We start from the raw sequence: 20522 nt of genomic DNA on the forward strand, positions 1-20522 counted from the left end.
CCTATCCCACTAAAGGACTACGCCATGAAAAAAGTAATCGCTACCCTGATCGCCTCCCTGTTCGCAACCGCGGCGTTCGCCACCACCCCGGCCGCATCGACGCCTGCCGTGCCGGTCGTCAAAGCCGAAGCGAAACAAGCCAAGGAAGTGGCCAAGGCCGACGCCAAAGAAACCAAGGCGGTAGTCAAGGCTGACGCCAAAGAAGCGGCGGCCGTGGCCGGTGCGAAAGAGGACGTTGCCAGCGCCAAAAGCGACACCAAGGTCAGCAAAGCCAAAGCCCATCGCAAGGCGGCCAAAACCAAGGCCAAAGCCAAAGCGCACACCGACGAAGTGAAAGCGGAAGCGGTGCCGGCGGTGCCAGCGGTGCCAGCGAAGTAATTCTTCGGTAGGTGAATGGAAAAAGACAGGTTCGCCTGTCTTTTTCCATTGGCGCGGGCGCTTGCTTGCGCCGCCGCTTACGAAGCGGCCTCGTCAAGCATCCAATCGCGCAGTTGCAGCGCCTCCGGGCGCGCCAGCGAGCGCTCGGGGTAGGCCAGGTAGTAGCCGAGCCGGCCTTTCATCGCCGCTGGGAATACCTGGACCAGCCTGTTCGCCGCCAGATCGGCGCTTACCAGCGCCAGCGGCGCCAGCGCCAGGCCGGCGCCGGCGCGCGCCGCCTCCAGCACCGCGTTCGACTCGACGAACACCGGTCCGCGCGCCGCCAGCGCCGGCGCAAAACCGGCCTCCGCCAGCCATACGCGCCAGTCGCCGCGGTGCTCGTCGTGCAGCAGCACGCACGCCCCCATCTGTTCGGCGTTGCGCGGCGGCGCCTGCGCCGCCGCGGCCACCACCACCAAGTCGTCGTCAAACAACTTGTGCACGCGCAGTTCGGGATACTCGCCCACCCCGTGCCGCACCGCGAAGTCGATGCGCTCGCGGGCCAGGTCGGACACCCGGTTCGACGCCTTGATGCGCACGTCGACGTGCGGCGAGATCGCCTCGAACCGCGCCAGCCGCGGCACCAGCCATTGCGCCGCGAAGCCGGGCGTGCAGCTGATCGTCAGTGGTAAACCCGCCGGCCCGCCGCGCAATTGCGCCGTTGCCTGCGCAATACCATGCAAGGCCCGCTGCACGGCGGCGAAATAGGCCTCGCCCTGCGCGCTCAACGCCAGACGGCGGGCGCCGCGCTCGAACAGCGCGACGCCGACGCTTTCCTCCAGCCGCTTCAACTGCAAGCTGACGGCGCCTTTCGTCACGTGCAGCTCGTCGGCCGCCGCCGACAGGTTCAGGTGGCGCGCCGCCGCCTCGAAGGCGCGCAGGCTGTGCAACGGAGGTAGTGGCAATTTCATGTTGAGTTTTACTAAACCTGGGCGAGTGAATAAATCGGTGTCCACGGTATCGGGGCGGCGTTACACTGCCATCGAACATCCCGGCGCGCGGCGCTTCGCTCCATGCCGCGGCCAAGTCCCTTATCGTATAGGAAAAATATATGTCCGAACATCAGCAATCCGACGATTTATTGCGCCGCACGATGGCGCACGCGCAGACTTATCTGCACGGCCTGGCCGATTCGCGGGTCGCCGCGACGGCTTCGCTGGAGCAACTGCGCGCCCGCCTGCACACGCCGCTGCCGCGCCACGCCTCCGACCCCGCCGCGGTGATCGACCAGTTGGTCAGCGACACCGCCGACGGCCTGGTCGGCAGCGGCGGCGGACGTTTCTTCGCCTGGGTCATCGGCGGCACGCTGCCGGCGGCGCTGGCGGCCGACTGGCTGACGTCGACCTGGGACCAGAACGCCGCCATCCACGCCTGCAGTCCGGCCGAGGCGGTCATCGAGGAGGTTTGCGGCGCCTGGCTCAAGGAGCTGTTGGGCCTGCCGGCGCAGGCCAGCTTCGCCTTGACCACCGGCTCGCAGATGGCCCACACGACTGCGCTGGCGGCGGCGCGCCACGCCCTGTTGGCTCGCCGCGGCTGGGACGTCGAGGCGCTGGGCCTGCACGGCGCGCCGCGCATCCGCATTATCACCAGCGACCAGCACCACGGCTCGATCGCGCGCAGCGCCCGGCTACTGGGTTTCGGCACCGCCGCCATTACCGTGCTGGCGTCGGACGCCGACGGCAAGCTGGCGGCGCCGGCGCTGCTGGCCGCGCTGGAGCGCGAGCCAGCCACCGCGACCATCGTGGCGCTGCAGGCGGGCGACCTGAACACCGGCGCCTTCGACGACTTCGCGACGCTGATTCCGCTGGCGCGTTCGCGCGGCGCCTGGGTGCATATCGATGGCGCGTTTGGCTTGTGGGCGGCGTCCAGCGCGTCGTTGCGGCACCTGACGGCGGGCCTGGAGCAAGCCGATTCCTGGGTCACCGACGGCCACAAGTGGCTGAACGTGCCCTACGACTGCGGTTACGTGTTCGTTGCCGACAGCGCGGCGCACTTCGGCGCCACCTCGCACCGCGAAAGCTATATGATCGACGTCGAGGGCGCGCGCGACCAGATCGACTGGAGTCTGGAATGGTCGCGGCGCGGGCGCGGCGTCGCCACCTACGCGGCGCTGCGCCAGCTGGGCCAAAGCGGCGTCGCCGATTTGATCGAGCGCACCTGCCGCCACGCCCGGGCGCTGGTGGCCGGCATCGGCGCGCTCGCCGGCGCGCAGGTGGTGTGGAGTTCGCAGGTCAACCAGGGGCTGGTACGCTTTCTCGACAGTCGCGCCGGCGCCGGCGAGGACGACCACGACCGCTTCACCGACGCCGTCGTCGCGGCGATCACCGACGGCGGCGAGGCGTTTTTCGGCGGCACCACCTGGCGCGGCAGGCGCTGCATGCGCGTGTCGGTGTGCAACTGGCGCACCGGCGCGGCCGACGTCGAACGCACCGTGCGCGCGGTGGCGCGGGTTCTGGCGGCAATGCGCCAGGCGGGCTAGCCTGCCCGCGGCGCCTGCCAGGCCGCCTTGTAGGCGCCGCGGGCGACGTAGAGGTCGTCGAGCCGCTCGACAGAGGTGCTCTTTGGCTCCAACCGGCCGGACGACGCCCTGGCGCGCCGCGCATGTTGTTGGCACCACGACCGATGCGATACCCGTGGTCCGGCAACCGGCAAGCGAAGCGTGCGCCCGCGCAACACCTTGTCTTACTTCCCAGTGTCGAGCCAATGCACCAGCCCCTGCGTGTTCAACTCCAGATCGGTCTCCCAGAACGCCAGCATGGCCATGTCGGCCAGCGCGCAGCCGTGCGCGCGCGTCTCGTCCAACAGATAGCCGGCCATGGCCGCCTTGATCCGCGCGTGCCGGGCGGCGCCCGCCCCTTGCTCGGCCAGCGCCAGCGCGACCAGGACGTCAAGGCGGCGGCGCAGGTCGGCGCCGGCTTGCGCAACGCCCGTCAATTGGCCGTAATGGGTCAGGTACAGCGCCGGCGGCGCCAGGCTCAGCAGGCGGGAAATCGAGGCGCGCATCGGCCCCGGCTCAAACTGGCTCGGCGTGGTGGTCGGAAAAATGAACTGGCGGCCGTCGACGTCGAGCTGGCGATACGACAGGCCGAACATGTCGCCGGTAAAGATGGCACCGGTGCGCTCGTCGACGATGCAGATGTGGTGGCGCGCGTGGCCCGGCGTGTCGAGGCAGCTCAGCCGGCGCCCGGCCAGGGACAGCGCGTGGCCGTCGGCCGCCTCGACGATGCGCTGCGGCGGCACCGGCACGATTTCGCCGTAGACCCGCTGGACATAGTCGGCGCCGTACACCGCCGACACGCCGGCGACCAGCTTGGACGGCTCGGCCATGTGCCGGGCGCCGCGCGGATGCACCACCAGCGTGGCGTTGGGAAAGGCGCGCATCATGGCGCCGGCCCCGCCGGCGTGGTCCAGATGGATATGCGTCAGGATGACGTAATCCACCGCGGCGGCGTCCAGCCCGACCCTGGCCAGGGCAGCCAGCGCGGTCGGCAGCGATGCGTTGGTGCCGGTGTCGATGAAGGCGGCGCGGCCGTCCTCGACCAGCAGGTGGATGGCCGCCAGCAGCGGCCGCACATAGCCGGAATCGAACGCGGTAATGCCGTTGCCGTAATCTCTCCAGTCGTACACCCGCAACCTCCTGTCGTGAATCAATCGATGCACCGCCAGCCCGGGCGATGCGCTCCGGGCATGCTGCGCTGATATTACAGCGAAATTGAGGGGTATCAACTAAAGCCGGCGCCGCTTGCCGCAAAATACACACTGGCGGCTTAGGCACGGCGGCCGCAGCTCCCTTGCGCGTCGCTAGCGCCCCACCCGCCCGGCACCCTTTGATGGCCCCTCCTTCAGGAGACGCAGCAATGATCGGTCTGAAAACAGTCGCAGCGGTCCCCGGCGCGGTGCAATCGATGCGTCCGCCGCCATCACCGGGCATCCCATGACGCCGGCGGATACGCCGGGGCCGGGCCGCAAGCGGCGCGCCGTCGTGTGCGGCGACGGCATCGGCATCTTTCCGCCGCTGATGCAGCTTTTCCGCGACGAATTCGACATTGTCGCCGCGCTGCACCCGCGCCTGCCGCCCTGGTACGCCTGGTGGCACCGGCTGGCGTCGGCGCGCTGGCCGCGCCAAGCCTGGTATCGGCAATGGCGCTACCGCCTCGAAAAGACGCCGGCCGCGTTTCGCAGGCTGAGCCGCGACTGCGCCCGCCAACTCGACGCGCTGGAAGGCCGCTACGACGTCGTGCTGTTTTTCGGCGCCATGCACTCGCCGGGCGCCTGCCCGGGCAAGCACCTGTTTGTCTTCTCCGATTCGTGCCGCTGGCTGTCCTCGCGCAACGCCCATGACGACATCTCGCATTTCCGCGACCACCGCGACGAGGCCGAATGGCTGGCGCTGGAGGGCGAGGTGTACCGCTCGGCGGCGCGGATTTTCGTCGGCAGCGATTTCGTGCGCGACGCCTTGCTGGCGCATTATGACGTGGCGCCGGGGCAGGCGGTGACGTCCGGCTTTGGCGCCGGCAACGCCTTTGGCGAAGCCTATGAAAAGGTGTTCGACGGAAAAACCATCCTCTACATCGGCAAGGGCGACTTCGAGAAAAAGGGCGGCGTCGTGCTGCTGGAGGCCTTCGCCAAGGTGCGCAGGGAGTTGCCGCGGACGCAGTTGCATATCGTCGGCCAGGAACGCCTGCCGGCCGCCGCCGGGGTCGTCAACCACGGCTTCGTGCGCGAGCGCGAGCGCCTGGTCGCCTTGATGCGCGCGGCGCACGTGTTCGCGCTGCCATCGCTGGTCGACCGCAATCCCATCAGCCTGCTTGATGCGATGGCGGCGGCGACCCCCTGCGTCGCCTCGGACTATGGCGCCATGCCCGGCATGCTCGGCGACGCCGGCATCATCGCCCCCTGCAACGACGTCGACGCGCTGGCGGCGGCGCTATTCAAGCTGCTCACCAACCAGCGCCTCGCCCGCGCGCTGGGCGAGCGCGGAAGGCGCCGCTTCCAGGAACGCTACAACTGGCACAGCGTATGGCAGGTGATCCAGCGCGAAATGCGCGAGGCGCTGGCATGAGCGCGCGGGCCGGCGACGGCGCCGCGGCGGCGCGCGGCGCCCGCCTGGTCTGCCTCGACGGCTTGCGCGGCTGGGCCGCCGTCATGGTGGTGCTGTCGCACCTCTGGGGCCAGTTCGCCAGGCACCTCGCGCCGTTCTACGACCAACCGCTGCTGCGCCTGGTCTCCGACGGCCACCTTGCCGTGCTGATCTTTTTCGTGCTCTCCGGCGTCGCGCTGAGCCTGCGTTTTGTGCGGCGGCCGCAGCGCGTCTCCCTGGTCGGGCTGGTCGCCGCGCGCTACGTGCGGCTGATGGTGCCGGTCCTCGCCACCACGCTGCTGGTCTATCTGTTGATCGCGTTGCGCCTGGCCGGCAGCGCCGACGCGGCCCGCGCCGGCAACTCGGCGATCTTCCTCGGCGCCCGGCACGGCCAGGACACCACGCTGGCGGACGCCTTGGCGTTCTCCTTCTATTCGGTGTTTTTCGACTACGACGAAGGCAGCACCTTTAACTGGAGCCTGTGGACCATGCACATCGAGCTGCTCGGCTCGCTGCTCATTTTTACGTTGTTGTTCCTGTTTTCGCGGGCGCACGGCCTCACGCGGCGGCACCGGATGGCGCTGGCGGGCGCGCTCGCCTTCGCCTTCCTTTTGATGCAAAAGCAATTCGGCGCCTGCTTCGCGGCCGGTTACGTGCTGGCCGAACTGGCGCACGCCGCGCCCGCCGCGCGCACATGGCTGCGCTGGGCGCCGCCGGCGCTGGCGGCGGCAGCCGCCGCGGTCGCGGCCTGGGCCGGCCGACGGCACGACAGCAGCGGCGCCCTGCTGGCCGTTGGCATCGTCATGGCGGCGCTGTTCTGGCCGGTGGCGCGGCGCTTCCTGGCGAGCCCGGTGTCGGCCTGGTTGGGCCGCATCTCGTTTCCGCTTTACCTGATCCACGTGCCGCTGATTGGCGCCGCCGGCGAACTCTACCTGGCACTGCTCAACGGCGGCGTAGCGGTGCAGCCGGCCACGCACGCAACGGTGGTCCTGGCCTTCTGCGCCTGTCTGCTGTCGGCCGCCTTGCTGATGCCGCTCGAGCGCCTGAGCATGCGCTTGAGCACGGCCGCCGGCACCCTGCGGCTGGCGCGCCGGCGCGCGCTGCCGGCGCCCCCGCGTGGCGAATGAGCGGCCGGCGCGGCCGGACCCGCCGCACTGCCCCGAACCTGCCATCAACCGACCCCAGCCCCATGCGCGTCCTCTACCACCACCGAACCCAGGGCGAAGAGCCCGAGTCGATCCACATCGCGGCCATTGTCGAGGCCTTGCGCGCGCTCGGCCACGAGGTGCGCGTGGTCGGCCCCGCCGCGGCGCGGCCGCACGCGACGCTGCCGCGGCGGCCCTCCGTGCTGGGCAGAATCAAGCGCGCCGCGCCCGGCCTGCTGTTTGAACTGCTGCAACTGGCCTACAACCTGGTCGTCGACCGGCGCATCGCCAGGGCGATCGAGGAATTCCAGCCCGACCTGGTGTACGAACGCTACGCCTTGTTCAACTACGCCGGGGTACGCCGCGCCAGGCAGCGCGGCATCCCGCTGATCCTCGAAGTCAATACGCCCTACGCCCAGGCCTGGGCGACGTATTTCGGCCTGCGCCTGAAGCGGCTGGCGCGCTGGCTGGAGCGGCGCACCTGGTCGGCGGCCACGCATATCATCACCGTCACCGAGGCGCAGCGCGACATGCTGGTGCGCGAAGGCGTCGCCGCCCACGCCATCAGCGTCTGCCACAACGCCATCGACCCGGACTGGTTCGACCCGCAGCGCCAGCGCCGGCCGCAACTGGCCGCCGCGTTGGGCCTGGCCGCCACGGTGGTCGGCTTCGTCGGCACCATGAACCGCTGGCAGGGCATGCCGGCGTTTACCGCCGTGTTGCGCGCCGTCTTCGCCCGCTGCGCCGAGGTCAGCTTCCTGTTCGTCGGCGACGGCGAATTCCGCCGTGCCATCGAGGATTTTTGCCGCGCCGAGGGCTACGCGGGGCGCGTCGTGTTTACCGGGCGCAAGCCGCACGCGGAGATCCCGCCGCTGCTGGCCTTGATGGATATCGCGGTATTGCTTGATTCAAACGCCTACGGGTCGCCGATGAAAATATTCGAATACATGGGGATGGCCAAAGCCATCATTGCGCCGCGCGTCGGCCCGGTCATGGAGGTGCTGCGCGATGGCCAGACCGGGCTGCTGATCGACGCCGGCGACGCCGCCCAGATGGCCGAGCAGATCGTCCGCCTGGTCAACGACCCGGCCTTGCGCCTGCGCCTCGGCGAAGCCGGCCGGCAGTACGTCACCAACCACCACACCTGGCGCCAGAACGCGCTGCGCATCGAAGCGATCTACGCCGCCATCCTGGCGCCGCCACGGGCCGGCAACGCGGCGGACCCATGCTGAAAAGACGCCTCGACCTCTGGCTGCCCTCGTATATCGCGTCGGCGCCGCAACGGGCCTACCAGCGCATCGCGCGGGCCGGGCGCACCACCCACATCCTGTTCCTGGTGTGCGACCATTTCGAGCCGAAGCACAGCGAGTCGCCGCATCCCGTCAGCGCCGAGCAGGCGGTGCGTCTGGTGCAGGCCTGGCACGCGGGCTACGCCAGTTTCCAGCAGCGCTGCCGCAGCGCCTTCGGCACGGCGCCGCTGCACACCTGGTTCTATCCGCCCCACCACGGCGTGGAGGCGCTGGCCAGCTTGGCGGCGATGGCCCACGCCGGCCTGGGCGAAGTGGAATTGCACTACCACCACGACGGCGACACCGACGCCACGCTGGAGCGCGACCTGCGCGCCGTGCTGGCCGAATACAACCGCTGGGGCCTGCTGCTCGAATCGGGGGCGGCGCCGCGCACGGCATTCGGCTTCGTCCACGGCGACTGGGCCCTGGGCAATTCCGGCGGCGGCCGCTTTTGCGGCGTCAACGACGAGCTGAGCATTTTACAAAAGCTCGGTTGCTGGGCCGACCTGACCATGCCCTCGGGCGAAAAATACCAGACGCGCAAGATCAATTCCGTCTACTACGGCAAGGGCGACCCGCACCGCGCCAAGGCGCACAACTGGGGGCCGGACGCGCGCGTCGGCCAGCGCGCCGCCGAGGGCCTGATGTTGATCCAGGGGCCGCTGGGCATCAACTGGGGCGCGCCGTCCTATCCGCGGATTGAAAACGCCAGCCTGACCAGCGAAAACTGGGGCCGGCCCGACCGCATCCGCAAATGGATCGACTGCAACGTGCACGTCGCCGGCCGGCCCGAGTGGCTGTTCGTCAAACTGCACACCCACGGCGCCGTCGAGCGCGACCTCGACGCCCTGTTCGGCGAGCGGGCCATGCGCATGCACCGCACCCTTAACGAGCACTACAACGACGGCCGGCGCTACCGCCTGCACTATGTGACGGCGCGCCAAGCCTACAATATCGCCAAGGCGGCCGAGCACGGCCACAGCGGCGATCCGGCCGATTACCTCGATTTCCACATCGCCGAACCGGCCACCGCCCATTACACCGCCAACGCCCGCCACGTGCTCGGGCATTGCAGCGCCGAGCGACTCAGCATCGGCGCGTTCGAAGCCGGCAGGCTGGTGCAGATCCGCAGCCGCATCGGCCCCTTCGCCAGCCTGAACGGTCCGATCGGCGCCTACGAGGTCGACGCGCGCCAGCGCCGCGTGCGTATCGAAGCGAACGGCACGGTGGAACTCTGGTTGCGCGGCGACGCCAGCGCCGAGGTCGTCGAGGGCGCCGGCGCCGTCCTCGGGAACGGCCCGGTGCGGCACCTGGAGGTCGAGCGCTACTGCGTCCTCGGTTATCGCTGAGGCACACCCGGACGGCGCCCGCACCGGTCCACGCCGCGGCGACATTTTGACATGCCACAATGCGCGATCTTATCAATACGTCATCATAACCATGTCGTGCCGCGTTGTGTAACGCCAGCAGCGCACGCGATTTGCACGCAACGCCGCGGTTGACCGGCGCCGTGCAAGCCCGGCAAAAGAGCGCCGCCGCAAACGGCTATACCGAACGGCGACAGGTCAGACGACACAGGGGGCAACACGGTGTACCATCGCGGCGGCGGGTGGCACGCCGGTCGCGCGGCGGGCAAGCGGCCGCCGTCGCCCGTACCGTTCGTCCAAGGCGGCGCGCACCCATTACTTGCCATCCGCACGCCGGCGCCCGGAGTGTGAACGGCCACGGACCCAATTGCCATGAAAACCGTTTTTTGGACCTCCCTTTTCTTGATCGTGTATCCCTACCTGGTCTATCCCCTCGTCATGTTAGCGATAGGGAAAATGCGCCCGCGCAAGGTCGCGCGCGCCCCCTGCCTGCCGACGATGACGATTCTGATCCCCGCCTACAACGAAGTGGCCATGATCGGCGCGACGATCCAAAACAAGCTCGACCAAGGCTACCCCGCTGACAGGCTGCAAATCATCGTCATCTCCGACGGTTCCGCCGACGGCACCGACGACGTGGTGAAAGGCTTCGGCCGGCACGCCGTGAAGCTGCTGCGGCGCGAGCGGCGCGAGGGCAAGGCCGCGGCGCTCAACGAGGCGGTGCGCCTGGCAAGCGGCGACATCATCATCTTCAGCGACGCCAACACCCTGTTCGGCGCCAACGCCTTGCAGCGGATCGCGGCCAACTTCGCCGACCCGGAAATCGGCTACCTGACCGGATCGCTGCAATTCGTCACCGACGGCGGCAATGCCAGCGGCGCCGGCGCGCGGGCGTATATGCGCTACGAAAACCTGGTGCGCGGCATCGAAACCGCGGCCGGCTCCATCATCGGCGTCAACGGCGGCGTCGACGCGATCCGCCGCCGGCTGTACGTCGACACCCCGCCGGCGCTGATTACCGACCTCATCCTGCCGCTGTCGGTGATCGCCGGCGGACACCGCGTGATCTTCGACCCGCAGATCGACGCGTTCGAGACGCCCAACACCGACGTTTCCTGCGAATTCAGGATGCGCGTGCGGGTCGCCTTGCGCGCGCTGCAAGGACTCACCTATATGCGCAAACTGCTCAACCCGCTGCACTACCCGCTGGTGTCGTTCAGCCTGTTTTCCCACAAGGTGCTGCGTTATCTCGGCTTTGTGTTCATGCCGGCAGCCCTGGCCAGCAATATAGCGCTGGCCCCCACGCAGGCGCTGTACCGGGTCTTGCTGGTGCTACAGCTCGGCGTGTATTGCCTCGCGGCCCTCGGCCTGATGCACAATTTACCCGGCTGGCTGAGGAAAATCACCACCGTGCCCAGTTACTTTGCGCTCTCCAACGCCGCGTTCGCCGTCGCGGCCTACCGTTTTCTGCGCGGCGACACGCTGGCCGTCTGGCAACCGCGCGCAGGTTGAGCGCCGTCAGGGTCGCTGCGCGTCGTCGCCGGCAGCTTGCTGGATCGCCGCGACCAGGCGGCCGAGCAGGCTCAGCGCGCTGGCGTTGTTGCGCGACAGGCCGTCCAAGGCCGCCTCCAGGCGCGCCATCCGCGCCTCCAGTTCGGCCGGCGCCGCCGCCGCGCCCTGCTGTCCGGGGCCGCCCTGCCGCTCCGGCGGCGCGGGGCCAGCGGCGTCGGGGCGGGCCGGCGCGGCCGTCTCGGCGGCCATTTCCGACGCCAGCTCCAGCACGTCGTCGCCGCCGATGGCGCGGCTATTGGCAAGAAAGCCCATCAGCAGCAAGCGGTCGCAGAGGGCGTTGATGCGCCGCGGAATGCCGGCGCTGGCCGCATGGATGGCCGCGAAGGCCTGTTCCGCGAACAGCGGCGCATTGTCCCAGCCGACGTGGCGCAGCCGGTGTTCGATGTAGCGCCGGGTTTCCGCGCCGTCGAGCGGGCCGATGTGGCAGGCGGCAATCACGCGCTGGCGCAATTGGGTCATCTGCGCGCTCTGCAGCGTGTGGCGGAACTCCGGTTGGCCGATCAGGAAGCTTTGCAGCAAGGCATGGGTGTTGAGCTGGAAATTCGATAGCATGCGCAACTCCTCGACCGCCTGCATGCTCAAGTTCTGGGCCTCGTCCACCACCAGCATGCAGCGCTTGCCGGCCCGGTAGGCGCTGCCGAAGAAGGCCTCGAGCGCGATCAACAATTCGGCCTTGCTGGCCCGCACCACCGGCAGGCCGAAGGCCGTGCCGACCAGGCGTAGCGCGTCGTCCGCCCCCAGTTGCGTGCTCACCAGGTGGGCGCACAGGTATTTTTCGGGATCCAGCTTGCCGAACACGTTGCGCACCAGCGTGGTCTTGCCGGCACCGACCTCACCGGTGATGACGATGAAGCCCTCGTTGCGGTGCATGCCGTAGACCAGGTAATCCATGGCGCGCCGGTGCTGCAGGCTGCCGAAATAAAACGCGGGATCGGGATTGGTCTGGAAGGGCTTGCCGGTAAAGCCGTAGAATTGTTCGTACATGATTTGTCCAGGCTCCAGGGACGCTGTGTCGGATAGCGGCAACCGCCCGCTCGCGGAGCGCGCGCGCCCAAGCGCGCGAAGGCGCGCGAACGCGCACCGCCAGCCGGGACGCTAGCGCGCATAACCGTAGCCGTAAGCGGGGCCGTACTGATAGCCGTGGGCAAGGCGGCCAAGCGGACGCGCCCGGTTCAACACCAGCAACTTGACCGGGCAAGAGGCAATCGTGGCCAAGGCGTCGCGGGTGGCGCTGTGCAGGCTTTCCTCCGCCTGCAGCACGAACACGATCTGCCCCATGTGGGTCGCCAGCACCTGCGCTTCCGTGGTCATCAGCAGGGGCGGCGAGTCGAAGACGATGATACGGTCGGCGTAGCGGTTGGCCATTTCGTCCAACAGGCGCGCCATCGCCTCGCTGGCCAGCATTTCCGTTGCCTGGGCGGCGCGGGTGCCGGCCATCAGCAGATTGAGTTTTTCTACGTTGGTGCGCAACAGTACCTCGCCCAATGGCAAGGATCTGTTGTGCAGCATGTCAAGCAAACCGCTTTGCGCCGGCACGCCCAGCATGGACGGCAGCGAGGGCCGGGCCACGTCTGCGTCCACCAGCAACACGGTGCGCTCGAGTTCCATGGCGATACTCAGCGCCAGGTTGAGCGCGGTGAAACTCTTACCCTCCCCCGCCAGCGCGCTCGTCACCATGATCAAGTTGGCGTGGCGCACGGCGCTGCCGGCGCGCGCGTTGGCCAGCAGCGGGCGTTTAATCACGCGCAACTCCTCGGCCAGCAGCGAACTCGGTTGGCCGGGCATGATGAAGCCGGCGGCGGCCAGCCCGGCCAGGTCGATGTCCACCCGCGGCGCCATGGCCGGCCCGGCGCCGGCGGGATCGCCGCCGGCGCCGCGGGCGGCGCCCCGCGGCGGCGCCTCCGGCCTGCCATCGGGCCGCTCCCGGCCGGGCAGCTTGAGGTAGGCGGCGGCTTTTTCGATGAGACTCATAGTATTTCCTTCACGCCTGGGATCTGCTCAGCAGCGCACCCGCGATGACGACGCCGATGTAGACGGCGAACAAAACGGCGCCGGTCAGCGCGAAGCGCGCCAGGCGCAACTGCTGCTCGTCCGTGGCGGCGGCGCTGGGCACCACGGAAATCACGCCCAGTACGCGTAATCCGGTCAGCTCGGCCACCTGGGACCGGTCATAGAAGCGCGCGCGCAATTCCTTGGCCAAAAACATCGCGCCGAGCCCGGCCAGCAGCGCGCCGACCAGGCCGGCGGCCAGCGCCAGAAGGCGCGACGTCGACGACGCCGGCGCCACCCGCGGCGGGTCGATCAGGCGGAAGTCGCCAACCCCGGCGACCGATTGCATGTCCCCGGCGATGCTGGCGGACTCGCGCCGTTTGGCCAGTTCGTCATAGTTTTTCTTGTTGATCTGGTAGTCGCGGTTGAGCTGGGCCAGGTGCACCTCGTATTCCGGCATGCGCCGCCCCAGTTCGAGCAACGCCTGGTGGCGCGCGGCGTACTGCGCGACCCGGGTCTGCAGCGACGCCACCGCGGCGTCGGCCTGCGCCAGCGCCACCCGCAACGGGTCGGCGGCGGCGCGCGCGTCCCCCGCCGCGGCCTGGGCCCTGGCGAGCGGCCTGGGCCTGGCGGGATCGGCCGGCGGCAGTTGCCGGCGTTGCTCCTTGAGACCGGCCAGGGCGCGGCGCGCGTCGCCGACGTCGGGATGCCTTTCCGTGTACTTTTGCAGCAAGCCGTCCAGCGCCAGCTGGCCGGCCTCGATGCGGGCGTCGAGGTCGGCCGCCGCCACGCCCGCACGGCCGCCGCCGGCCGCCGCCGCCGCGGCGCCGTTCTCCAGCGCCAGGCTGCGCCGGTAGGCGTCGCGGCTGTTCTCGGCCTCGCGCAGTTGCAGTTCGGCGGCGCCGAGTTGCTCCTTCACCGCCGCGAGCTGGACCTGGTAGCCGCTGCCCTCCTCCGTCACCGCGCCGGCCCCGGCCATGTGCTGGGCCTTGAACTCGCGCAGACGCGCGTCGGCTTCCTGCAACTTTTCTTCATAGGCGTTGGCCTGCTGGTCGAGGAATCGCCTGGCCGCATCGTTGTCGGTGGCGCGTCCGCCCTTGCTGGAGTCGATGAACTTGGTCACCAACAATTCCACCATGCGTTTCGCGCGCTGCGGCTGGGTATCGCGGTAGCGCAGGATATAGGTATTGCTTTTCTCGCCGGCCGCTTCGATCGCCAGCACGTCGCCGACCTCGTCGATCAGGCGCTCGCGTTGCTCGGCGCTCATGTGCCGCACGTCTAAACCGACCTCGTCAATCAATTGCGTGACGTTGGGCCGGCTGATCATCAGGCGGCTGAGCATGGCGACGCGCTGGCCGTTGTCCGGCGGCACGGTCACCCCTTCCATCAGCGGCTTCAGGATCGAGTCGGTATTGACGAACAAGCGCGCCGACGCCTCGTATTTTTTGGGAATTGAAAACACCAGCATGGCGCTGCCCATCGCCACGGCCCAGGCCGTGAACAGCCCGAGCCCGCGGTAGCGCCACATTGCCCGCAGGTGCCACAAGACCCCTGTGATTATCTTATCCATCAGGACCGTCCGTTGAGTTCGACCGCCGCCGGGGTGCGCTGTTCGTTTGCCGGCGACCCATGCGCCTGGCACCCGTCCAAGATAGGGCAAACTTCCCCGCGCGTATTGGCTTGCGTCAAATTTGCGCGCGCCACCGTTCAGCGCGGCGCCGCCGCGCCACCGGGAATCGCCGCGAAGCCCAGGCCGCCGGCCAGCCATTCGGGTATCAGGGCGCGCAACACGGCGAGCGTGTGTTCGTTGTGGTCGTGGAACAAGGCAATATCCCCGGCGCCGGGCGGAGTCGCGCGCACCCGCGCCAGCAGGCGCTCGGCGCCGTCGCGCCGGTAGTCGCCGTAGGTTTTGCTCCAGTGCACCATGCAATACCCGAGCATGGCGACATGGTGGATCGCCGCCAGGTCGACCCGGCCGCGGGGCGGCCGGAACAAGGCCGTATCGACGCCGCAGGCGGCGCCGATGGCCAACCGGCAGCGCTGCAAGTCGGCGCCCAGTTCGGGCCGCGAGCGCCCGACGATGTCGCGGTGGCTCCAGGTGTGGCCGCCGATGGCGTGGCCCTCGGCGGCGATGCGCCGCATCAGCGCGGCCTGCCCGCTTACCTTGTCGCCGATGACAAAGAAGCTGGCCTTGACGCCGTGCGCCGCCAGCAGGTCGAGCAGCGCCGGCGTGTGCAGCGGGTCGGGGCCGTCGTCGAAGGTCAGCGCCATGGCGCCGTGCCCGGCCGGCAGGCGCCACAGGAAGCGCCGCGGCGAATAGCAGCGCTGCAGCAAGGCCTTGCCGGCGTCCCTAATGGCGAGCGTCATGCTGGTCCAGTATCGTTTGCAGGAAGACGCAATTGCGCTCGGCGATGGCCTGCCAGGTCAGCGCCGCCACCGAGGCGGCCACCGCCGCCGCGTCCCAGTCGCGCGCCAAGCCCCGTTCCAGGGCGTCGGCCAGCGCCGCGCTGTCGGCCGGCGCCACCAGCAGGCCGTTGACGCCGTCGCGCACCAGCTCGGGCACCCCGCCGACGCCGCTGGCGACCACCGGCACGCCGCTGGCCAGCGCCTCGACGACGACGTTGGGCGTGCCTTCGTTCAAGCTCGGCAGGCATAGCAGGTCGGCCGCGGCGATCCAGCGCGCCACGTCGGCCTGGCACACCGCGCCGGCGAAGTGGACGCCGCCGGCCGGCCCGGCCGCCGCCTGCCGCTCCAGCGCGGCGCGGCAGGGGCCGTCGCCCAGCAACACCAGCCGGTCGTGCGGACCGAGCCGGCCGCGCCTGGCCAGCTCGGCCCAGGCCTCGACGACGAAGCCGAGTCCCTTGACCGGCACCAGTTGGCCGACGCAGACGACGACGCGGGCCGGCGCCGGCAAGTCCAGCGCGGCGCGCGCCGGACCGCGCGGGCGCGGAAAGAACAGGCGCGGATCGAAGGCGGCGCAGGGGATGCGCGCCAGGCCGGTGGCGCCGGCGCCGAGCAGGCAGGCGATCTTCGCCTCCAGCGCGGCGCTGACGGCGATCACGCCGGCGGCGCGCCGCAACGCCCAGCGTATCTGCCAGCGCAACAGGCGCCGCTCGGCGTAGACGTTGATATCGCTGCCGTGCGCGGTGACCACGAACGGCAGCCCCAGCAAGCTCGCCGCCAGGGCCACGCCGACGCCGTCCGGATAGGCGCAGTGCGCGTGCACGACGGCGTCGCCGCCGGCGCGGGCGCCGCGCCGCAGCAGGCGCAGGATGCTGAGGAAATAGCTGAAGCCGGACACGCAGCCGAGTTTGGGCACGACCAGGAAGCGCGGATGCTCGACCGCCATGCCGTCGACGCTGTCGCAAGCCGGAATGGCGCGTTGCGCGCGCCATTCCGGCTTGCGCGCCAGCGCCGGCACGTAGGCCACCGGGGCGATCATCTGCACCTGGCAACGCAGCCGCATGGCGCGCACCAGGTTTTGCACGAACACGGCGCGCTGCCGGTCGGCCGCGTTGGGGAAGTAGGTGGTGATCGTCAGCACGCGCATGGCGGTCCTTTCCGTCACGCGGCGCGCGCGATGACGTAGGCGTGGGAACGGGCGAAGCCGGGCAGCAGGCGCGCCGCGTAGCGGCCCCAGCGCTCCACCGCGGCATACTCGTAGCCCGCCGCGCCGGGGGTGCCGCCGCGGCGCAGTTTCATTTGCAGTTTCTCCCACAGCGCCAGCGGTTTCAGATACAGCACCCCGCTGTCGACCAGCGCCAGTTCGCCGCCCACCAGGGCGCCCAGTTGCTCGGCCGAAAAATACGGCGGCGCGGCGATCATCGACGATACCAACAGGCAACCGCCGGGGCGCAGCATGCCCTTCAACTGGCGCAGCGCCGCCAGCCTTTGCCGGGCCGGCAGGTAATACAGCACTTCCATGCAAGTGACCAGGTCGGCGGCGCCGGCGTATGCGCGGGCGCAGTCGTCCAGCGCCAGGCGCTCGAAGCGCAGATGCGGGTGGCGCGCGGCGGCGCGCGCCACCGCCGCCGCCGCAATGTCGACCCCGACCAGGCTGGCGCCGGCGGCGCCGCCGTTGAGTCCGGCCAACAGCGCCGTGAAGGTGCCGGTGGCGCAGCCGACGTCGACGATGGCCAGCGGCCGCGCCGCGCCGGCCAGCGCCGTCTCCAGCGCGGCCAGCATGCGCGCGTAGCGGTAGCGTTGCGAGGGCCGCCAATCCAGGCCCCAGGGGTCGTCCGCGCTGGCCGCGTAACGCGATTCGATCCAGGCGCGGGTGCCGTATTGCTTGTCGTCCATATTCGCTCCTTCAGGCCAGGCCCGGTTTCAGTTGACTGGCGGCCAGCGCGTCGGCCGCGCCGCGGCGCTGCAACAGGACGCAACTCAGGCCGATCGAACACAGGACGTAAAAGCTCCAGTCGTGCGGCTTGGCGTCCAACATGGCGCGAAACAGGATCGCGTAGAGCGCGACCAGCGTGGCGCGCCGGGCGGCGTCGAGCAGTGGCGGGCCGTGTGGCGGCGGCGCGCGGTGCAAGGCGCGCAACAGGCTGGCGAGCAACGCCAGGAAGCTGGCAAAGCCCAGCAGTCCGGTGCCGGTGAGCACTTCGAGATAGGTGTTGTGGGTGTTTTTGCCGCGGTTGTCGTAACTGATCTCGCCGTAGAAGCTGGCGTATTCGGCGAAGCGCAGGCTGCCCACGCCCAGCAGCGGTTTGTCGCGCACCAGCTTGGCGGCGGCGCGCCACAGCTCGAAGCGCGAATTCTCCGCGTCGGCGGCGGTGTAGCGGCTCTGGTTTTCGGCGCGCTTGGTCCACTGGTAGCCGACCGCCGCGGCGCCGACGATGGCCAGCACCGGCAACCACAGCAGGCGCTTGCGCCCCTGCATGCCGATCAGCACCAGCAGGCCCGCCTCCAAGACCAGCGCCAGCATGCCGCCGCGCGACAGCGACAGCGCGATGCCGGCGACGCAGGCCAGCAGCGCCGCGCCCAGCAGCAGGCGCACGACGGCGCCGTTGGCGAGCCGGCGGAACAGGTACAGGAAGGGCACGATCTGGATGATGATGAACGAGTAGTCGTTGTGGTTCTCGTACATGCCGTAGGCGCCGGCCCGGCCGCCCAGCGCCTCGGTCCAGGAAAACAGCACCGCGCAAATGCCGAAGACGACGATGACCATGCTTCCCGCCATCATGCCGTAGACATAGCGCAGCAACGCCGGCGGGTTCGGCATCAGGATGATCGACACCAGCACGAACAGCAGGTACATGCCCCAGAAGTGCAGGCCGACCAGGGCGCTGGCGACCCCGCTGTAGAGCTGGGAGAGCGGCTGGACCAGCAAAAACACCAGCAGCCAGCCGAACACCGGGTGGGCCAGGGCCGCGCGGCGGGAATAGTCCGACGCCCTGCTCAGGCCGAGCGCCAGGCCGAGCAGGGACAGCACCAGCATCGGCATGTACGGCGCCAGTGCCGGCCAGAAAATGCCGGGCTGGAAAAAATTCATGAAGGGCAGCAAAAAGCTCATCATCGCTCCTCGATTGGTCCCGCCGCGCCCGCTAGCGCGTCCTCAACAGCAGCCACTCCAGCGTTTCGCCGCGGCCCGGCCCGGCCGGCGACAGCCGCTTCAATTCGAACAGGTCCTCGACGGTGGCGGCGCCGCGCTCGCTCGACAAGGCCGCCTTGAAATGGCGCCGGCACACCTCGATCAACTCGACGCTGAAGTCGCTTCGTTTACCATTGGGGAAACAAAACGTCGAACTGCACTGCCCTGTTTCCCGTTCTATACTGTCCTTGCTGCCCAGCATTTCCAACACCGCCTCGTCGAAGGGCAGGTTCGACAGGATCGGATGGGTCACCGTGTGCGCCCCCACCTCGAAGCCGGTACGCACCAACGCGCGCGCCTGGTCCCAGCACATGAAGCGATAATCGCCTTCGGCGCAGATGTCGGCGACGCCAAGCCGGCGGCTGATCTCCTTGGCGATTTCCTCGACCCGTTGGCTGGCCCGGAGCTTGAGCATGGCCTTGACGCTGATCAGGGCGCGGCGCTTGTCGGCCAGCGAGCGGGTCGGCAGGGTCGCGCCGCCCGGCAATTCCAGGCTGACCGCGTCGGTCCGGTCCAAGGCGATCTCCAGCCGGTCGGTCCAGATGCACGACTCGGTGCCGACCAAGCCGGTGGTGAGGAAAAACGCCGCCGGCATGTTGAAATCGGCCAGCGCCGGCGCCGCGACGAGGGCATTGTTTTCATAGCCGTCGTCGAAGGTGATGACGACGGCGTTGCTCATGTCTTGCCGCTGCTCCAGCCCGGCAACCAGTTCGCTGAGCGGGATCACCCGGCGCGACCGGCGCAACAGGCGCAGATGCTTGATGAAAAACGCCAGCGCGAGCTGTTTACCGTCGTAATTGCGCAGGCCGTCGGGCGCGCCGCGGCGCGCCGACACGCCGTGGTACATCAGGATCAGCGGCACGCTGCGCTTGAGCGCCAGCGCCAGCGCCAGCGCCCCGCTGGCGGCGGCGGCGTCGATGAGCAGGCTAGCGATGCGCGCCACGATGCCGCCCCGCGGAGGAAACGCTGGCCCGGTACAACTGCTCGTAACGGGCGATCATGGTCTGGAGGGAAAATTCCTGCACCGCGCGCGCGCGCGCCGCCGCGCCCAGCCGGCGCCGCAGGCCGGCGTCGTCGCACAGGCGCCGCACATGGCCGGCCAGCGCCGCCGCGTCGCCGCTGGCGAACAGGCAGCCGTGGCGCGCGTCGGCGATCAGCTCCGGGTTGCCGCCGATGTCGCTGGCGACGCAGGCGAGGCCGCTGGCCATCGCTTCGAGCAAGGTGTTGGAGACGCCTTCATTGGTCGACGACAACACGTAGACGTCCATCGCCGCCAGCCAGGCGGCGACGTCGTCGCGCTGGCCGGCGAAGCGCACCCGCCCGGCGATGCCCAAGGAACGGGCCAGTTCTTCAAGCGCCGCGCGGGCCGGCCCCTCGCCCACCAGCACGGCGACCCAGTCGCGCCGCGCCAGGGCGGCGAGCGCGGTCAACAGCAAGGCGTGGTTCTTCACCGCCACCAGCCGGCCGACGCTGCCGACCAGCAAGTCGGCGTCGCCCAGGCCCAGCTGGCGGCGCAGCGCCGCCCTGCCGCCCGCCCCGGCACCGGCGCAAAAACGCTCCAGGTCGACGCCGTTGCGCAGTACCTGTATGCGTTGCGCCGGCATGCCGATATGCGCGACGAGCTCGCGCTTCAACTGCGCCGACACGGCGAACACGGCCTGGATATGCGCCGTCCACCAGCGTTGCAGATGGAAACGGATGGCCCGGTCGGTGAACGCGCGCCCGTGTTCGCTGTGGACGATGCAGTTGACGCCGGCCAGTTTGGCGCCGAGGAAGCCGTAGAAAAACGCTTCGGCGTTGCGCGTGTGGACGACGTCGGGGCGGGTTTCGCGAAACAGCCGCGCCAGACGCCACGCCAGGCGCAGGTCGTTGCCGCCGCGCCAGCCCATTTCGCGGATGGGTACGCCGGCGCGCACCCGCGGCGCGAAGTCGCCGGCGCGCTGCAGGCAGCAGATCGACGAGCGGAAAGCGTCCCCCGAGAGTCGGTTGACGACGTTGACGACGCCGTTCTCCAGCCCGCCCGGTTCCAGGCTGAGCAATACATGTTGGATGTGGATGGTCGCTTGCATG

General features: G+C 69.4%; 18 protein-coding genes. 7 read left to right on the plus strand and 11 right to left on the minus strand.

From position 1 onward, the window contains the following. Positions 1-24 precede the first annotated feature (24 nt). On the plus strand, positions 25-378 hold the full coding sequence (locus JANGC3_RS0107695; RefSeq protein ID WP_017875906.1) for a hypothetical protein: 354 nt from the start codon (positions 25-27) through the stop codon (positions 376-378). A gap of 77 nt (positions 379-455) precedes the next feature. Here JANGC3_RS0107695 and gcvA read toward each other — a convergent pair whose 3' ends face one another. Further along, positions 456-1328 (minus strand): transcriptional regulator GcvA, encoded by an 873-nt coding sequence (gene gcvA, locus JANGC3_RS0107700; protein WP_035787559.1) that lies wholly within the window; start codon positions 1326-1328, stop codon positions 456-458. A gap of 140 nt (positions 1329-1468) precedes the next feature. Between gcvA and JANGC3_RS0107705 the strand changes: the two genes are divergently transcribed. Continuing rightward, the gene (locus JANGC3_RS0107705; RefSeq protein ID WP_026132698.1) at positions 1469-2896 is read left to right on the plus strand and encodes a pyridoxal phosphate-dependent decarboxylase family protein; all 1428 of its coding nucleotides are present in this window, start codon (positions 1469-1471) and stop codon (positions 2894-2896) included. Between the two features lie 203 nt (positions 2897-3099). On the opposite strand, the gene JANGC3_RS0107710 is transcribed toward JANGC3_RS0107705, so the two are convergent. Then, positions 3100-4044, minus strand: a complete 945-nt coding sequence (locus JANGC3_RS0107710) for an MBL fold metallo-hydrolase (RefSeq protein ID WP_017875909.1) — start codon at positions 4042-4044, stop codon at positions 3100-3102. A 307-nt stretch (positions 4045-4351) separates the two neighbouring features. Here JANGC3_RS0107710 and JANGC3_RS30685 point away from each other — a divergent pair, with 307 nt between their 5' ends. The 5 genes from JANGC3_RS30685 (at position 4352) to JANGC3_RS0107735 (ending at position 10810) form a co-directional block, all read left to right on the plus strand. Then, on the plus strand, positions 4352-5479 hold the full coding sequence (locus JANGC3_RS30685; protein WP_051068245.1) for a glycosyltransferase family 4 protein: 1128 nt from the start codon (positions 4352-4354) through the stop codon (positions 5477-5479). Next, the gene (locus JANGC3_RS0107720; RefSeq protein WP_017875910.1) at positions 5476-6624 is read left to right on the plus strand and encodes an acyltransferase family protein; all 1149 of its coding nucleotides are present in this window, start codon (positions 5476-5478) and stop codon (positions 6622-6624) included. The genes JANGC3_RS30685 and JANGC3_RS0107720 overlap by 4 nt, the downstream gene beginning before the upstream one ends. Positions 6625-6686: 62 nt before the next feature. Further along, positions 6687-7874, plus strand: coding sequence for a glycosyltransferase family 4 protein (locus JANGC3_RS28690; RefSeq protein WP_017875911.1), 1188 nt, complete (start codon positions 6687-6689; stop codon positions 7872-7874). Continuing rightward, complete coding sequence (locus JANGC3_RS28695; protein ID WP_017875912.1) at positions 7868-9280, plus strand: hypothetical protein; 1413 nt, start codon at positions 7868-7870, stop codon at positions 9278-9280. Before JANGC3_RS28690 ends, JANGC3_RS28695 begins: the two co-directional genes overlap by 7 nt. A 390-nt stretch (positions 9281-9670) precedes the next feature. Next, entirely contained in the window at positions 9671-10810 is a 1140-nt protein-coding gene (locus JANGC3_RS0107735; protein WP_017875913.1) for a glycosyltransferase family 2 protein, read from the plus strand. A 6-nt stretch (positions 10811-10816) separates the two neighbouring features. On the opposite strand, the gene JANGC3_RS0107740 is transcribed toward JANGC3_RS0107735, so the two are convergent. The 9 genes from JANGC3_RS0107740 to JANGC3_RS0107780 all read right to left on the minus strand — a co-directional run bounded on the left by JANGC3_RS0107740 (position 10817) and on the right by JANGC3_RS0107780 (position 20521). Further along, on the minus strand, positions 10817-11854 hold the full coding sequence (locus tag JANGC3_RS0107740) for an XrtA/PEP-CTERM system-associated ATPase (protein ID WP_017875914.1): 1038 nt from the start codon (positions 11852-11854) through the stop codon (positions 10817-10819). 111 nt (positions 11855-11965) lie between these two features. After that, positions 11966-12841, minus strand: a complete 876-nt coding sequence (locus JANGC3_RS0107745; protein WP_017875915.1) for an XrtA-associated tyrosine autokinase — start codon at positions 12839-12841, stop codon at positions 11966-11968. Between the two features lie 10 nt (positions 12842-12851). Further along, entirely contained in the window at positions 12852-14429 is a 1578-nt protein-coding gene (locus JANGC3_RS0107750; protein ID WP_035787560.1) for an XrtA system polysaccharide chain length determinant, read from the minus strand. Between the two features lie 137 nt (positions 14430-14566). Then, a complete protein-coding gene (locus JANGC3_RS28700) occupies positions 14567-15226 on the minus strand; it encodes a polysaccharide deacetylase family protein (RefSeq protein ID WP_017875917.1) in 660 nt (219 codons plus the stop codon). Beyond that, positions 15210-16409 (minus strand): glycosyltransferase, encoded by a 1200-nt coding sequence (locus JANGC3_RS28705; protein WP_017875918.1) that lies wholly within the window; start codon positions 16407-16409, stop codon positions 15210-15212. The genes JANGC3_RS28700 and JANGC3_RS28705 overlap by 17 nt, the downstream gene beginning before the upstream one ends. Positions 16410-16423: 14 nt before the next feature. Further along, positions 16424-17158: a class I SAM-dependent methyltransferase gene (locus JANGC3_RS30690; protein ID WP_017875919.1), complete on the minus strand. Its 735-nt coding sequence runs from the start codon at positions 17156-17158 to the stop codon at positions 16424-16426. 10 nt (positions 17159-17168) lie between these two features. After that, positions 17169-18377 (minus strand): O-antigen ligase family protein, encoded by a 1209-nt coding sequence (locus JANGC3_RS0107770; protein WP_017875920.1) that lies wholly within the window; start codon positions 18375-18377, stop codon positions 17169-17171. Between the two features lie 28 nt (positions 18378-18405). Continuing rightward, positions 18406-19395 (minus strand): polysaccharide deacetylase family protein, encoded by a 990-nt coding sequence (locus JANGC3_RS0107775; protein ID WP_017875921.1) that lies wholly within the window; start codon positions 19393-19395, stop codon positions 18406-18408. Next, positions 19379-20521 carry a glycosyltransferase gene (locus tag JANGC3_RS0107780; protein WP_017875922.1) on the minus strand — a complete coding sequence of 381 codons (1143 nt, stop codon included), beginning with the start codon at positions 20519-20521 and terminating at the stop codon, positions 19379-19381. The genes JANGC3_RS0107775 and JANGC3_RS0107780 overlap by 17 nt, the downstream gene beginning before the upstream one ends. Position 20522 lies beyond the last annotated feature (1 nt).

The organism is Janthinobacterium sp. CG3 (assembly GCF_000344615.1).
Classification (GTDB): domain Bacteria; phylum Pseudomonadota; class Gammaproteobacteria; order Burkholderiales; family Burkholderiaceae_D; genus Janthinobacterium.

Coding starts and splice junctions, on each gene's coding strand:
- JANGC3_RS30685 (WP_051068245.1), top strand. CDS start 4,352: ATGACGCCGGCGGATACGCCGGGGCCGGGCCGCAAGCGGCGCGCCGTC.
- JANGC3_RS0107735 (WP_017875913.1), top strand. CDS start 9,671: ATGAAAACCGTTTTTTGGACCTCCCTTTTCTTGATCGTGTATCCCTAC.
- JANGC3_RS0107745 (WP_017875915.1), bottom strand. CDS start 12,841: ATGAGTCTCATCGAAAAAGCCGCCGCCTACCTCAAGCTGCCCGGCCGG.
- JANGC3_RS0107780 (WP_017875922.1), bottom strand. CDS start 20,521: ATGCAAGCGACCATCCACATCCAACATGTATTGCTCAGCCTGGAACCG.
- JANGC3_RS28690 (WP_017875911.1), top strand. CDS start 6,687: ATGCGCGTCCTCTACCACCACCGAACCCAGGGCGAAGAGCCCGAGTCG.
- JANGC3_RS30690 (WP_017875919.1), bottom strand. CDS start 17,158: ATGGACGACAAGCAATACGGCACCCGCGCCTGGATCGAATCGCGTTAC.
- JANGC3_RS0107770 (WP_017875920.1), bottom strand. CDS start 18,377: ATGATGAGCTTTTTGCTGCCCTTCATGAATTTTTTCCAGCCCGGCATT.
- gcvA (WP_035787559.1), bottom strand. CDS start 1,328: ATGAAATTGCCACTACCTCCGTTGCACAGCCTGCGCGCCTTCGAGGCG.
- JANGC3_RS0107705 (WP_026132698.1), top strand. CDS start 1,469: ATGTCCGAACATCAGCAATCCGACGATTTATTGCGCCGCACGATGGCG.
- JANGC3_RS28700 (WP_017875917.1), bottom strand. CDS start 15,226: ATGACGCTCGCCATTAGGGACGCCGGCAAGGCCTTGCTGCAGCGCTGC.
- JANGC3_RS0107695 (WP_017875906.1), top strand. CDS start 25: ATGAAAAAAGTAATCGCTACCCTGATCGCCTCCCTGTTCGCAACCGCG.
- JANGC3_RS0107740 (WP_017875914.1), bottom strand. CDS start 11,854: ATGTACGAACAATTCTACGGCTTTACCGGCAAGCCCTTCCAGACCAAT.
- JANGC3_RS28695 (WP_017875912.1), top strand. CDS start 7,868: ATGCTGAAAAGACGCCTCGACCTCTGGCTGCCCTCGTATATCGCGTCG.
- JANGC3_RS0107750 (WP_035787560.1), bottom strand. CDS start 14,429: ATGGATAAGATAATCACAGGGGTCTTGTGGCACCTGCGGGCAATGTGG.
- JANGC3_RS0107720 (WP_017875910.1), top strand. CDS start 5,476: ATGAGCGCGCGGGCCGGCGACGGCGCCGCGGCGGCGCGCGGCGCCCGC.
- JANGC3_RS28705 (WP_017875918.1), bottom strand. CDS start 16,409: ATGCGCGTGCTGACGATCACCACCTACTTCCCCAACGCGGCCGACCGG.